Source organism: Escherichia sp. MOD1-EC6819, assembly GCF_002965765.1.
Lineage (GTDB): Bacteria > Pseudomonadota > Gammaproteobacteria > Enterobacterales > Enterobacteriaceae > Escherichia > Escherichia ruysiae.
The window spans coordinates 117,487-130,990 of record NZ_PTRG01000005.1; the positions used below are offsets into that span (position 1 = coordinate 117,487).

Here is a 13,504-nt window from a genome sequence, read left to right on the forward strand (position 1 = left end):
CTGGCTGGCACGAACCCTGCAATCTACATTTACAGCGTAATCGTCACTTATTATTAACATATAAATAACTATTTATTTACTGTAGGGGTCGCTATGTCTCAGCCAATTACGCGTGAAAATTTTGATGAATGGATGATACCTGTTTACGCTCCGGCACCGTTTATTCCGGTACGTGGCGAAGGTTCGCGCTTGTGGGATCAGCAGGGGAAAGAGTATATCGACTTCGCGGGTGGCATTGCAGTGAACGCACTGGGTCATGCGCATCCGGAACTGCGGGAGACGCTGAACGAGCAGGCGAGTAAGTTCTGGCATACCGGTAATGGTTACACCAACGAGCCGGTATTACGGCTGGCGAAAAAGCTCATTGACGCGACGTTTGCCGATCGCGTGTTCTTTTGTAACTCCGGCGCGGAGGCTAACGAAGCGGCGCTGAAGCTGGCGCGCAAATACGCTCACGACCGCTACGGTAGCCATAAGAGCGGCATCGTGGCGTTTAAAAATGCTTTCCACGGGCGCACGCTGTTTACCGTTAGTGCGGGCGGGCAGCCAGCCTATTCACAGGATTTCGCGCCACTGCCGCCGGATATCCGCCACGCCGCGTATAACGATATTAATTCTGCCAGTGCGCTGATTGACGACTCCACCTGCGCGGTGATCGTCGAGCCAGTACAGGGCGAAGGCGGCGTGGTGCCAGCCAGCAAGGCATTTTTGCAGGGATTGCGTGAGCTATGCGATCGCCACAATGCATTGCTGATTTTCGATGAGGTACAAACCGGCGTCGGGCGCACCGGTGAACTGTATGCCTATATGCACTACGGGGTGACGCCCGATCTGCTGACCACCGCTAAAGCCCTGGGCGGCGGTTTCCCGATTGGTGCGCTGCTGGCAACCGAAGAGTGCGGCCGGGTGATGACCGTTGGCACTCACGGCACCACTTATGGTGGTAATCCGCTGGCCTCGGCGGTGGCGGGTAAAGTGCTTGATCTCATCAACACGCCAGAGATGCTTACTGGTGTCAAACAGCGTCACGACTGGTTTGTTGAGCGTCTTAATACCATTAATCATCGCTGCGGTTTGTTCAGTGAAATTCGTGGCTTAGGTCTGTTGATTGGCTGTGTGCTGAATGCGGATTACGCAGGACAAGCGAAACTGATCTCTCAGGAGGCGGCGAAAGCAGGCGTGATGGTGCTGATTGCGGGTGGCAACGTGGTGCGCTTTGCGCCGGCGCTCAACGTCAGCGAAGAAGAGGTGACGACCGGCCTGGATCGCTTTGCCGCTACTTGCGAACACTTTGTTAGCCGGGGTTCATCATGATGGTCATCCGTCCCGTTGAGCGCACCGATGTCGCGGCGTTAATGCCGCTTGCTGGTAAAACGGGCGGCGGCCTGACGTCGCTCCCTGCCAATGAAGCCACGCTTTCGGCGCGTATCGACAGATCCATTAAAACCTGGCAGGGCGAATTACCCGAAAGCGAGCAGGGTTATGTGTTCGTGCTGGAAGAGAGCGAGACAGGCACCGTGGCGGGTATTTGCGCTATTGAGGTGGCTGTCGGGCTAAACGATCCCTGGTACAACTATCGCGTCGGTACGCTGGTTCATGCTTCGAAAGAGTTGAATGTCTATAACGCGCTACCGACGCTGTTTCTCAGTAATGATCACACCGGAAGCAGTGAGTTATGCACGTTGTTCCTCGACCCGGAGTGGCGCAAAGAGGGCAATGGCTATTTGCTGTCGAAATCGCGCTTTATGTTTATGGCGGCTTTTCGTGACAAGTTTAACGACAAAGTGGTCGCCGAAATGCGCGGCGTGATTGACGAACACGGCTATTCGCCGTTCTGGCAAAGCCTCGGTAAACGCTTCTTTTCGATGGATTTTAGCCGCGCTGATTTTCTCTGCGGTACTGGTCAAAAGGCGTTTATCGCTGAACTGATGCCAAAACATCCGATCTATACGGACTTTTTATCCCAGGAAGCGCAGGACGTTATCGGCCAGGTGCATCCGCAAACAGCTCCCGCGCGTGCGGTGCTGGAAAAAGAGGGTTTTCGCTACCGTAACTATATCGACATCTTCGACGGTGGACCGACGCTGGAGTGTGACATCGACCGCGTTCGCGCCATCCGCAAAAGTCGGCTGGTGGAAGTAGCGGAAGGGCAGCCAGCGCAGGGGGATTTCCCGGCCTGTCTGGTCGCTAATGAAAATTATCACCATTTCCGCGTGGTACTGGTGCGTGCCGATCCGGCAACCCAGCGTTTGATTTTAACCGCCGCACAACTGGACGCTCTCAAGTGCCACGCCGGGGATCGCGTTCGTCTGGTGCGCCTGTGCGCAGAGGAGAAAACAACATGACTTTATGGATCAACGGCGACTGGGTGACGGGGCAGGGCGCACTTCGCGTGAAGCATAATCCGGTATCGGGCGACGTATTATGGCAAGGCAATGATGCCGATGCCGCTCAGGTGGAGCTGGCTTGTCGTGCTGCACGCGCCGCGTTTCCGCGTTGGGCGCGGCTCTCCTTTGGCGATCGTCAGGTAAGAGTTGAACGCTTTGCCGGACTGCTGGAAAGCAATAAAGCCGAATTAACGGCGATTATTGCCAGAGAAACGGGTAAGCCGCGCTGGGAAGCGGCAACCGAAGTGACGGCGATGATTAATAAAATCGCGATATCAATCAAGGCGTATCACGTGCGCACGGGCGAGCAGCGCAGCGAAATGCCAGACGGTGCGGCGAGTTTGCGCCATCGCCCGCACGGCGTACTGGCCGTGTTTGGACCGTACAATTTCCCAGGGCATTTGCCGAACGGGCATATCGTTCCGGCGCTGCTGGCAGGCAACACAATTATCTTTAAACCCAGCGAACTGACACCGTGGAGTGGCGAGGTGGTAATGCGCTTATGGCAGCAGGCAGGCTTGCCGTCGGGGGTGTTGAATCTGGTGCAGGGTGGGCGCGAAACGGGTCAGGCGCTGAGTGCGCTGGAAGACCTCGACGGTTTGCTGTTCACCGGCAGCGCCAACACGGGCTACCAGTTGCATCGCCAGCTTTCTGGTCAGCCGGAAAAAATCCTCGCCCTTGAAATGGGCGGCAATAACCCGCTGATTATTGATGACGTGGCGGATATCGACGCCGCAGTGCATCTGACTATTCAGTCAGCATTTGTCACTGCCGGGCAACGCTGCACTTGCGCCCGCCGTTTAATGCTTAAACGCGGGGCGCAGGGCGATGCGTTCCTTGCTCGCCTGGTTGCCGTCAGCCAGCGGTTAACGCCAGGTAACTGGGATGACGAACCACAGCCATTTATTGGCGGGCTGATATCAGAGCAGGCCGCGCAGCAGGTTGTTTCTGCCTGGCAGGAACTGGAAGCAATGGGGGGACGAACGCTGCTTGCACCACGCTTACTGCGCGCAGGAACATCGTTGCTGACGCCGGGGATCATCGAAATGACGGGCGTTGCTGGCGTGCCGGATGAAGAAGTGTTCGGGCCGCTATTGCGCGTCTGGCGTTATGACACCTTTGATGAGGCGATTAAGATGGCGAATAACACTCGCTTTGGCCTCTCTTGCGGGCTGGTGTCACCGGAGCGGGAAAAGTTCGATAGACTGTTACTGGAAGCGCGGGCGGGGATCGTCAACTGGAACAAACCGCTTACCGGTGCAGCCAGTACTGCACCATTTGGTGGCGTTGGCGCTTCCGGCAACCACCGACCAAGTGCCTGGTACGCCGCTGATTATTGTGCCTGGCCGATGGCAAGTCTTGAATCATCTTCATTAACGCTGCCCACTACGCTTAATCCCGGGCTTGATTTTTCCGATGAGGTGGTGCCATGAACGCCCGGGAAGTGAATTTCGACGGGCTGGTGGGGCTGACGCATCATTACGCGGGGCTGTCGTTTGGCAATGAAGCCTCTACCCGCCACCGTTTTCAGGTCTCTAATCCGCGACTGGCGGCAAAACAGGGCTTATTGAAAATGAAAGCCCTTGCTGATGCGGGATTCCCCCAGGCGGTGATCCCGCCGCACGAGCGACCGTTTATTCCTGTTTTGCGTCAACTGGGATTCAGCGGCAGCGATGAACAAGTGCTGGAAAAGGTTGCCCGTCAGGCTCCGCACTGGCTTTCCAGCGTCAGTTCCGCTTCGCCAATGTGGGTAGCGAATGCAGCCACGGTAGCGCCATCCGCTGATACGCTGGATGGCAAAGTGCATCTGACCGTCGCCAACCTGAACAATAAATTTCACCGTTCGCTGGAAGCGCCCGTCACCGAGTCGCTGTTAAAAGCGATTTTTAACGATGAAGAGAAGTTCACCGTTCATTCTGCTCTGCCGCAGGTGGCGATGCTGGGGGATGAGGGGGCGGCAAACCACAATCGGCTCGGTGGTAACTATGGTGATCCGGGTATACAGGTTTTCGTCTATGGCCGAGAAGAGGGCAATGGCACGCGACCTTCCCGTTATCCGGCGCGGCAAACCCGCGAAGCCAGTGAGGCGGTCGCCAGGTTGAATCAGGTGAATCCGCAGCAGGTGATTTTCGCCCAGCAAAATCCGGACGTCATCGACCAGGGGGTTTTTCATAATGATGTCATTGCGGTGAGCAACCGCCAGGTGCTGTTTTGCCATCAGCAGGCGTTCGCCCGCCAGGCGCAATTACTGGCAAACCTGCGCGCGCGGGTGAACGGTTTTATGGTGATAGAAGTTCCGGCGGCACAGGTTTCCGTAGCGGATGCTGTCTCGACTTATCTGTTTAACAGCCAGTTACTGAGCCGTGATGATGGTTCGATGGTGTTGGTGCTGCCACAGGAGTGTCGGGAACATGCTGGAGTATGGCGTTATCTCAATGAATTGCTTGCTGCCGATAACCCGATAAGCGAGCTGAAAGTTTTTGATTTACGCGAAAGTATGGCAAACGGCGGAGGCCCGGCGTGCCTGCGGTTACGTGTGGTGCTGACGGCAGAAGAATATCAGACGGTAAACCCGGCTGTGATGATGAACGATACCTTGTTTAATACGCTCAATGACTGGGTGGATCGCTACTATCGCGATCGTCTTACTGCCGCCGATCTTTCCGACCCGCAATTGCTGCGTGAAGGAAGGGAAGCCCTGGATTCGCTGACCCGTTTACTGAATCTCGGTTCGGTTTATCCGTTTCAGCGTGAGGGAGGGAGCAATGGATAATTTTCTTGCCCTGACCTTAACGGGCAAAAAACCAGCCATGAGTGAGAGGGAAAGCAACGGTATTCGCTGGCGCTGGCTGGGTGATGGTGTGCTGGAACTGACGCCGTTAACGCCACCGCAAGGTGCGCTGGTGATTTCTGCGGGAATACACGGTAATGAAACCGCGCCGGTAGAAATGCTTGATGCTTTGCTTGGCGCGATTCTCCACGGCGAGATCCCTCTACGCTGGCGGTTACTGGCGATCCTTGGAAATCCCCCGGCGCTGAAGCAAGGGACACGTTATTGCCATAGTGATATGAATCGCATGTTTGGCGGACGCTGGCAGCGTTTTGCCGAAAGCGGCGAAACGTGCCGTGCGCGCGAGCTGGAACAGTGTCTGGAAGATTTTTATGAACAGGGTAAAGAGTCTGTCCGCTGGCATCTTGATCTGCATACCGCGATTCGTGGTTCGTATCACCCACGGTTTGGTGTTTTACCGCAACGTAATATTCCCTGGGACGAAAACTTTCTGACATGGCTGGGTGCGGCAGGGCTGGAGGCATTGGTGTTTCACCAGGCGCCGGGGGGCACGTTTACCCATTTTAGTGCCGAACATTTCGGTGCACTGGCGTGTACGCTGGAACTTGGTAAAGCATTGCCATTTGGCAAAAACGATCTTCGCCAGTTTTCACCCACCGCCAGCGCGATTGCTGCGCTGTTATCTGGCGTGAGTGTCGGTACTGAGAGAAAGTCGCCGCTACGCTATCGGGTCGTTTCGCAAATTACCCGCCACTCATCATCCTTCGAACTGCATATGGCAAGCGAGACGCTGAACTTCACGCCGTTTAAGAAAGGAACGTTGTTGGCGCAGGATGGTGAGGAACACTTTACTGTGACTCATGATGTTGAGTATGTGTTATTCCCTAATCCATTGGTGGCGACGGGATTACGTGCGGGATTAATGCTGGAAAAAATAACCTAATACTTGCCCGCAGAAATCATTCTGCGGGTATTTACTGGCTTTTTAATGAAATAATGCGGATTAATCCTGGTTATTTGCTTTATTTATCACCAGTCATCAGGTATAGTTCTTCATAATTTCTGCAAAATCAGTGTGTTGTAATATTTCATCATCACTCTCCATCAAATTTTCTTTTTTTCTCCATAATTGGCGCAAAAGTGTTTTTTACACTTTCATTGTTTTACCGTTGCTCTGATTAATTGACGCTAAAGTCAGTAAAGTTAATCTCGTCAACACGGCACGCTACTTAAGAAAGCCGTAATAAATAACTGAAAGGAAGGATATAGAATATGCGTAAATTAACTGCACTGTTTGTTGCCTCTACCCTGGCTTTTGGCGCGGCTAACCTGGCCCATGCCGCCGATACCACTACTGCAGCACCGGCTGACGCGAAGCCGATGATGCACCATAAAGGTAAATTCGGTCCGCATCACGACATGATGTTTAAAGATCTGAACCTGACCGACGCGCAGAAACAGCAGATTCGCGAAATCATGAAAGGTCAGCGTGACCAGATGAAACGCCCGCCGCTGGAAGAACGCCGCGCAATGCATGACATTATTGCCAGCGATACCTTCGACAAAGCGAAAGCTGAAGCGCAGATCGCAAAAATGGAAGAACAGCGCAAAGCTAACATGCTGGCGCACCTGGAAACCCAGAACAAGATTTACAACATCCTGACGCCGGAGCAGAAAAAGCAATTTAATGCTAATTTTGAGAAGCGTCTGACAGAACGCCCTGCGGCAAAAGGTAAAATGCCTGCAACTGCTGAATAATCTTTCAGCCTGACAACTTAAGACCGCCGGTCTTGTCCACTACCTTGCAGCAATGCGGTGGACAGGATCGGCGGTTTTCTTTTCTGTTCTTCAACTTTTGCAAAAAAAGTCTAATCACCACTAAGGTAAATCACCCGAGTTGCCGATAACAATCCACGGTTGCCTGAACGATAACAATGAAAAGAGCATGCCGGGAGCGAGTATGGAATACTTTGATATGCGTAAAATGTCGGTGAACCTGTGGCGAAACGCTGCCGGTGAAACTCGTGAAATCTGTAGCTTTCCTCCGGCAAAACGTGATTTTTACTGGCGTGCCAGCATTGCTTCCATTGCGGCAAATGGTGAGTTTTCTTTGTTTCCGGGAATGGAAAGGAGCGTGACGCTGCTGGAAGGCGGTGAGATGCTCCTTGAAAGTACTAACCGTTTTAGCCATACCTTAAAACCGCTACAGCCTTTTGCTTTCGCTGCGGATCAGGTGGTAAAAGCGAAACTGACTGAAGGTCAGATGTCGATGGATTTCAACATTATGACGCGCCTTGATGCCTGTAAGGCGAAAGTCAGAATTGCCGATCGCACGTTCACCACTTTTGGCTCACGCGGTGGGGTGGTGTTTGTAATTAGTGGCGCGTGGCAACTGGGCGACAAGCTGTTGACTACCGACCAGGGCGCGTGCTGGTACGACGGAAGGCACACCCTGCGGCTTTTGCAACCGCAAGGCAAACTGCTGTTCAGTGAAATTAACTGGCTGGCAGGCTATTCTCCGGATCAAGTTCAGTGATTTCATAGTTACCGGAAAGCAGAGGTTTACAGAGGATTTTATAACCGTCGTGATCAAACCCGGCGGGTGTGCGAATTAACGTTGCTGCCTCTTCCGGCGAATTAACGGCACCCAGCCACAGCCAGTTATGAATAATATGATATTGCGTCATTTCCGGATGCTGTTCTTTCAGCGCCACCGCACCTCGCCATGGCCAACAAACAACCCGCAAACGCTCCAGAGACTGACGCAAACGTAGCGCATGAGCGTCATGGCTCTCTTTACCGCAGCACGCCCCGGCGCAACGTTTTAGCGCCGAACGAAAACAAGCGCGCCCGCGACTTAACGGTTCCAGCCCGAGCAAGCCATAACAAAGTTTTTGTTCATCGGCGATGGTCTGTAATGCTTGTAAAGCCGCACGACGGTTGGCAAACAGGCCGAATAAGTTTGCTGCGGCAGAAAAATCCACGTCTTTGGCATACACCACATTGACACGCTTTTCATTCAGTTGCAGGGCACAGAGCTGGCGATTACGGCGCAAGCGTTTATTAAACAGTGGCTGTTGTTCTTTAATTAATCGCGCTTCAAGGAGTAGCGCACCGATTTCGCCTGCGGTGCAGATCCAGCTAATTCGCCGGGATTGCCGCAGCATGGCGGCTTCATCCGGAGTGCGTAAATGAGAAAGCACCCGGCTGCGGATATTAACGCTTTTGCCGATATAGAGCGGCATGGTGTCACTTTCGCCATGAAACAGATACACCCCTGGTCGGGTGGGTAAGTCATTAAGGAATGAACGTAAATGTTCGGGATATTCGTAGATTGCCGCCGCTTCAAATTCTGGCCGCAGGGAAGTTAAACGCCGTACCACTGTTGACTCCAGGTGCTGGTTATCTATCCAGTGTAACAGGCGGGAAACGATTAAAAAAGAGGCGGGTCGATGACAAAAGTAATACCGCCTGATGCGCTACGCTTATCAGGCCGACTCGCCCCCTGCAATGAATTGAATTTGCGAAGTTTTGTAGGCCGAATAAGGCGTTCACGCCGCATCCGGCATGAACAAAGTACGTTTTTGCGTACAAGCCATTATGTGCAAATTATTACTTTTTCCAGAAATCATCGAAAACGGTAATTGGCGGACGGCGTTTATGTTCGGTTTTCAGATACCAGTTTTCTATTGTTCTGGCGACCTGTTCGGGCACGGCTTTCCCTTCCAGATAGTCATCAATGTTGTCATAAGTGACGCCAAGCGCCACTTCATCCGGCAGAGAAGGGCGGTCATCTTCCAGATCGGCGGTGGGTGCTTTCTTATAGAGATGTTCCGGGCAACCTAATGCCGCCAGTAACTGTTTACCCTGACGCTTGTTCAGACGGTATAGCGGGTTAATGTCAGTACCACCGTCACCGTATTTAGTAAAGAATCCGGTAATGGCTTCTGCCGCATGATCGGTGCCAACCACGACACCGTTGGTCATGCCTGCAATGCTGTATTGCGCTTTCATCCGCTCACGCGCTTTTTCATTGCCGCGAACGAAATCGCTTAATTCAATACCTGCTTCGCGCAGCGCCTGTTCGCTGGCCAATACCGCGCCCTTGATATTCACGGTTAATACGCGATCCGGTTGAATAAAGGCAATGGCGTCCTGACAATCCTGTTCATCAGCCTGAACACCGTAGGGCAGGCGCACGGCAATGAATTGCAGTGCCTCGTTGCCCGTTTCCTGACGAAGCTCGTTAATTGCCATTTGACACAGTTTCCCGGCAAGAGTGGAGTCCTGACCACCACTAATACCAAGTACGAGTGATTTAATGAACGGATAGGTTTGCAGATAGCTTTTCAGAAAATCGATGCTGCGGCGAATTTCCTCTTCGGCATTAATCTGCGGTTTTGCGCCCAGCGCCTTTATTATTTGTTGTTGCAATGTCATTGAACCCCTCCAGACAGAAAAATAAAACTTCCTTAAAGCTAACCCGTTGCTACTGAAACGACAAGCGACAACAGGTTGAATGGCGGTTAAAACGTCATACAGGAATCCTCTGAAAGCGGAGCCGTTTCGTTCACAGGCTTGAAAAAGCCCCCGATGTGTTCCAGGCTTATCTAACACGCTGATAAACAAGAGGACGGAATATGAACAAGAATATGGCAGGAATTCTGGGTGCAGCGGCGGTATTAACCATGCTGGCAGGTTGTACGGCGTATGATCGTACCAAAGACCAGTTTGTACAGCCTGTGGTGAAAGACGTCAAAAAAGGCATGAGCCGGGCGCAGGTTGCACAAATTGCGGGTAAACCTTCGTCTGAAGTGAGCATGATCCATGCTCGTGGTACTTGCCAGACCTATATCCTGGGTCAACGTGATGGTAAAGCAGAAACCTATTTTGTTGCCTTAGATGATACCGGACATGTTATCAACTCTGGCTATCAGACCTGTGCCGAATACGACACCGATCCACAAGCAGCGAAGTAATTTCTTCGCCTGAAAGCTTGATTTACACCGGAAACCGGCCATTGCGCCGGTTTTTTTTGCCCCGTGTTCTTATTTATTGTCGCGAATTATTTAACCGAAATGTTAAGGAGGTCATAACAACAGGTCAAGGAGAGACAATTTGCATGGTCAAAGAAATACTATCGTTCAGGTCAATACCGTATACTCTTTTCAGCCACCAAAAAAAGTCATGTTGGTTTCGCAAGTTACCCAGAGCATGGAAGCAGGTGAAGGCTTGCGGAGTGTCTGGCTGACAGATAATCGTTGATGAGGGCAGTTTTATGGAAAAGAAACACATTTATCTGTTTTGTTCTGCGGGCATGTCTACCTCTTTACTGGTATCAAAAATGCGCGCACAGGCAGAAAAATATGAAGTTCCGGTCATTATTGAAGCATTTCCGGAAACACTGGCGGGTGAAAAAGGTCAGAATGCCGATGTCGTGTTATTAGGGCCGCAGATTGCTTATATGTTGCCCGAAATCCAGCGTTTGTTACCCAACAAACCCGTTGAAGTCATTGATTCACTGTTATATGGCAAAGTCGATGGTTTAGGCGTGCTTAAGGCTGCAGTTGCAGCAATTAAAAAAGCCGCAGCAAATTAATTTTTAAATTTTTCCGTCAAAGAGTTATTTCATAAATCTATACCGCAATACTTTAATTGCGGTTTTTAAGGGTATTTTTCTATGAGTAATGTTATTGCATCGCTTGAAAAGGTACTCCTCCCTTTTGCAGTCAAAATAGGAAAACAGCCACACGTTAATGCAATCAAAAACGGTTTTATTCGCTTAATGCCGTTAACCCTTGCGGGGGCCATGTTTGTATTAATCAATAACGTTTTTCTGAGCTTTGGGGAGGGGTCGTTTTTTTACTCCTTAGGTATTCGCCTCGACGCTTCAACCATTGAAACACTTAATGGCCTGAAAGGTATTGGCGGAAACGTATACAACGGAACATTAGGGATTATGTCTTTAATGGCGCCGTTTTTTATCGGTATGGCGCTGGCAGAAGAGCGTAAAGTCGATGCGCTCGCGGCAGGGTTGTTATCCGTTGCGGCATTTATGACCGTCACGCCTTATAGTGTCGGTGAAGCTTATGCGGTCGGCGCTAATTGGTTAGGTGGCGCGAATATCATCTCCGGGATTATTATCGGCCTGGTGGTGGCAGAAATGTTTACCTTTATTGTCCACCGCAACTGGGTGATTAAATTACCCGACAGTGTACCGACATCGGTCTCACGTTCTTTCTCAGCATTAATTCCCGGCTTTATTATTCTTTCTGTGATGGGGATTATTGCCTGGGCGTTGAATACCTGGGGCACTAACTTCCATCAGATTATTATGGATACCATCTCGACGCCGCTGGCATCGTTGGGTAGCGTGGTCGGCTGGGCGTATGTGATCTTTGTTCCGCTGCTGTGGTTCTTCGGTATTCACGGCGCACTGGCGCTGACCGCGCTGGACAACGGCATTATGACGCCGTGGGCGCTGGAAAACATCGCCACCTATCAACAATATGGCTCCGTCGAAGCGGCGCTGGCAGCCGGTAAGACCTTCCATATCTGGGCCAAGCCGATGCTGGATTCCTTTATTTTCCTTGGTGGCAGTGGTGCGACTTTAGGCCTGATCCTGGCTATCTTTATCGCTTCTCGCCGTGCTGATTATCATCAGGTGGCAAAACTGGCGCTGCCGTCGGGCATCTTCCAGATTAACGAACCGATTCTGTTTGGTCTGCCGATTATCATGAACCCGGTGATGTTTATCCCGTTTGTTCTGGTGCAACCGATTCTGGCGGCAATTACTCTGGCGGCGTACTACATGGGCATCATCCCACCGGTGACAAACATTGCACCGTGGACCATGCCAACCGGTCTGGGAGCCTTCTTTAATACTAACGGTAGCGTCGCCGCATTGCTGGTCGCACTCTTCAACCTTGGCATCGCAACGCTGATATATCTGCCATTTGTCGTGGTGGCAAACAAAGCGCAGAACGTGATTGATAAAGAAGAGAGCGAAGAAGATATTGCTAACGCCCTGAAATTTTAATCGATGCCGGTACGGGCAATCGTGCCGGTAAGAATAGAGAGGAACGATGTATGATGGATCTCGATAATATTCCTGATACGCAAACGGAAGCTGAGGAACTGGAAGAAGTGGTGATGGGGCTTATCATCAACTCCGGACAAGCGCGCAGCCTGGCGTATGCGGCGCTGAAGCAGGCGAAGCAGGGTGATTTTGCAGCGGCAAAAGCCATGATGGATCAGTCGCGGATGGCCTTGAATGAAGCGCATCTGGTACAGACGAAACTGATTGAAGGCGACGCGGGCGAAGGCAAGATGAAAGTGAGTCTGGTGCTGGTTCACGCCCAGGATCATTTAATGACTTCCATGCTTGCACGTGAACTGATTACCGAATTAATTGAGCTTCATGAAAAACTGAAGGCATAAGGAGTCGATGATGCAGCCAGTGATTAATGCGCCGGAAATTGCCACTGCCCGTGAACAGCAGTTGTTTAATGGCAAAAATTTCCATGTGTTTATCTACAATAAAACGGAAAGTATTACTGGATTGCATCAGCATGACTATTATGAATTTACCCTGGTTTTAACTGGTCGTTATTTCCAGGAGATTAACGGTAAGCGCGTGTTGCTGGAACGGGGCGATTTTGTTTTTATTCCGTTAGGATCACACCATCAAAGTTTTTATGAGTTTGGTGCCACGCGCATATTGAACGTTGGGATCAGTAAACGTTTTTTTGAACAGCATTATTTGCCGTTGTTGCCTTATTGCTTTGTTGCTTCACAGGTTTACCGAACTAATAATACTTTTCTTACCTATGTGGAAACGGTGATTTCTTCATTGAATTTCAGCGAAACCGGTCTGGAAGAATTTGTTGAGATAGTCACTTTTTATGTCATTAACCGTTTACGTCATTACCGCGAAGAACAGGTGATTGATGATGTGCCACAGTGGTTAAAAAGTACGGTTGAAAAGATGCATGATAAAGCGCAGTTCAGTGAAAATGCGCTGGAAAATATGGTGATGTTATCGGCTAAATCGCAGGAGTATTTGACGCGTGCGACTCAGCGATATTATGGCAAAACGCCGATGCAGATTATTAATGAAATCCGCATTAACTTTGCCAAAAAACAACTGGAAATGACCAACTATTCTGTGACTGATATTGCATTTGAAGCCGGTTATAGTAGCCCAAGCCTGTTTATTAAAACGTTTAAGAAACTAACATCTTTTACACCAAATAGTTATCGTAAGAAATTGACTGAATTTAATCAGTAGCTATTGTCACTGATCATTAAATTTACATGCGTGCCT

General features: G+C 50.9%; 14 protein-coding genes. 12 read left to right on the forward strand and 2 right to left on the reverse strand.

The features are described 5' to 3' along the window. Positions 1–93 precede the first annotated feature (93 nt). The 7 genes from astC (at position 94) to ves (ending at position 7,714) form a co-directional block, all read left to right on the forward strand. Positions 94–1,314 (forward strand): succinylornithine/acetylornithine transaminase, encoded by a 1,221-nt coding sequence (gene astC, locus A7Z06_RS08570; RefSeq protein ID WP_000082023.1) that lies wholly within the window; start codon positions 94–96, stop codon positions 1,312–1,314. Beyond that, positions 1,311–2,345, forward strand: a complete 1,035-nt coding sequence (gene astA, locus A7Z06_RS08575) for an arginine N-succinyltransferase (RefSeq protein WP_105279394.1) — start codon at positions 1,311–1,313, stop codon at positions 2,343–2,345. The genes astC and astA overlap by 4 nt, the downstream gene beginning before the upstream one ends. Further along, on the forward strand, positions 2,342–3,820 hold the full coding sequence (gene astD / locus A7Z06_RS08580; protein ID WP_000177303.1) for a succinylglutamate-semialdehyde dehydrogenase: 1,479 nt from the start codon (positions 2,342–2,344) through the stop codon (positions 3,818–3,820). The genes astA and astD overlap by 4 nt, the downstream gene beginning before the upstream one ends. Next, complete coding sequence (astB, locus tag A7Z06_RS08585) at positions 3,817–5,160, forward strand: N-succinylarginine dihydrolase (RefSeq protein ID WP_000993901.1); 1,344 nt, start codon at positions 3,817–3,819, stop codon at positions 5,158–5,160. Before astD ends, astB begins: the two co-directional genes overlap by 4 nt. Continuing rightward, positions 5,153–6,121 carry a succinylglutamate desuccinylase gene (gene astE, locus A7Z06_RS08590; RefSeq protein ID WP_000368470.1) on the forward strand — a complete coding sequence of 323 codons (969 nt, stop codon included), beginning with the start codon at positions 5,153–5,155 and terminating at the stop codon, positions 6,119–6,121. Before astB ends, astE begins: the two co-directional genes overlap by 8 nt. 329 nt (positions 6,122–6,450) lie before the next feature. Then, positions 6,451–6,936: an ATP-independent periplasmic protein-refolding chaperone Spy gene (spy, locus tag A7Z06_RS08595; RefSeq protein ID WP_001228965.1), complete on the forward strand. Its 486-nt coding sequence runs from the start codon at positions 6,451–6,453 to the stop codon at positions 6,934–6,936. Positions 6,937–7,138: 202 nt separating this feature from the next. Then, entirely contained in the window at positions 7,139–7,714 is a 576-nt protein-coding gene (gene ves, locus A7Z06_RS08600; protein ID WP_010345878.1) for an environmental stress-induced protein Ves, read from the forward strand. Here ves and cho read toward each other — a convergent pair. Together cho and nadE are read right to left on the reverse strand one after the other, a co-directional pair. Beyond that, entirely contained in the window at positions 7,674–8,561 is an 888-nt protein-coding gene (cho, locus tag A7Z06_RS08605; protein ID WP_000252347.1) for an excinuclease Cho, read from the reverse strand. The two genes, ves and cho, sit on opposite strands and share 41 nt — an antisense overlap. Positions 8,562–8,790: 229 nt before the next feature. Continuing rightward, positions 8,791–9,618, reverse strand: a complete 828-nt coding sequence (nadE, locus tag A7Z06_RS08610) for an ammonia-dependent NAD(+) synthetase (protein WP_000175015.1) — start codon at positions 9,616–9,618, stop codon at positions 8,791–8,793. Between the two features lie 200 nt (positions 9,619–9,818). On the opposite strand from nadE, the gene osmE reads away from it, so the two are divergent. The 5 genes from osmE to chbR all read left to right on the forward strand — a co-directional run bounded on the left by osmE (position 9,819) and on the right by chbR (position 13,468). Then, positions 9,819–10,157, forward strand: a complete 339-nt coding sequence (osmE, locus tag A7Z06_RS08615) for an osmotically-inducible lipoprotein OsmE (RefSeq protein WP_001039038.1) — start codon at positions 9,819–9,821, stop codon at positions 10,155–10,157. A gap of 299 nt (positions 10,158–10,456) precedes the next feature. Then, positions 10,457–10,777 carry a PTS N,N'-diacetylchitobiose transporter subunit IIB gene (gene chbB / locus A7Z06_RS08630; protein ID WP_000412169.1) on the forward strand — a complete coding sequence of 107 codons (321 nt, stop codon included), beginning with the start codon at positions 10,457–10,459 and terminating at the stop codon, positions 10,775–10,777. 81 nt (positions 10,778–10,858) lie between these two features. After that, positions 10,859–12,217, forward strand: coding sequence for a PTS N,N'-diacetylchitobiose transporter subunit IIC (gene chbC, locus A7Z06_RS08635; RefSeq protein ID WP_105279395.1), 1,359 nt, complete (start codon positions 10,859–10,861; stop codon positions 12,215–12,217). 50 nt (positions 12,218–12,267) lie between these two features. Further along, a complete protein-coding gene (chbA, locus tag A7Z06_RS08640; protein ID WP_000968919.1) occupies positions 12,268–12,618 on the forward strand; it encodes a PTS N,N'-diacetylchitobiose transporter subunit IIA in 351 nt (116 codons plus the stop codon). A 7-nt stretch (positions 12,619–12,625) separates the two neighbouring features. Next, positions 12,626–13,468 (forward strand): transcriptional regulator ChbR, encoded by an 843-nt coding sequence (gene chbR, locus A7Z06_RS08645; RefSeq protein ID WP_000983663.1) that lies wholly within the window; start codon positions 12,626–12,628, stop codon positions 13,466–13,468. The last annotated feature ends 36 nt before the right edge of the window (positions 13,469–13,504 follow it).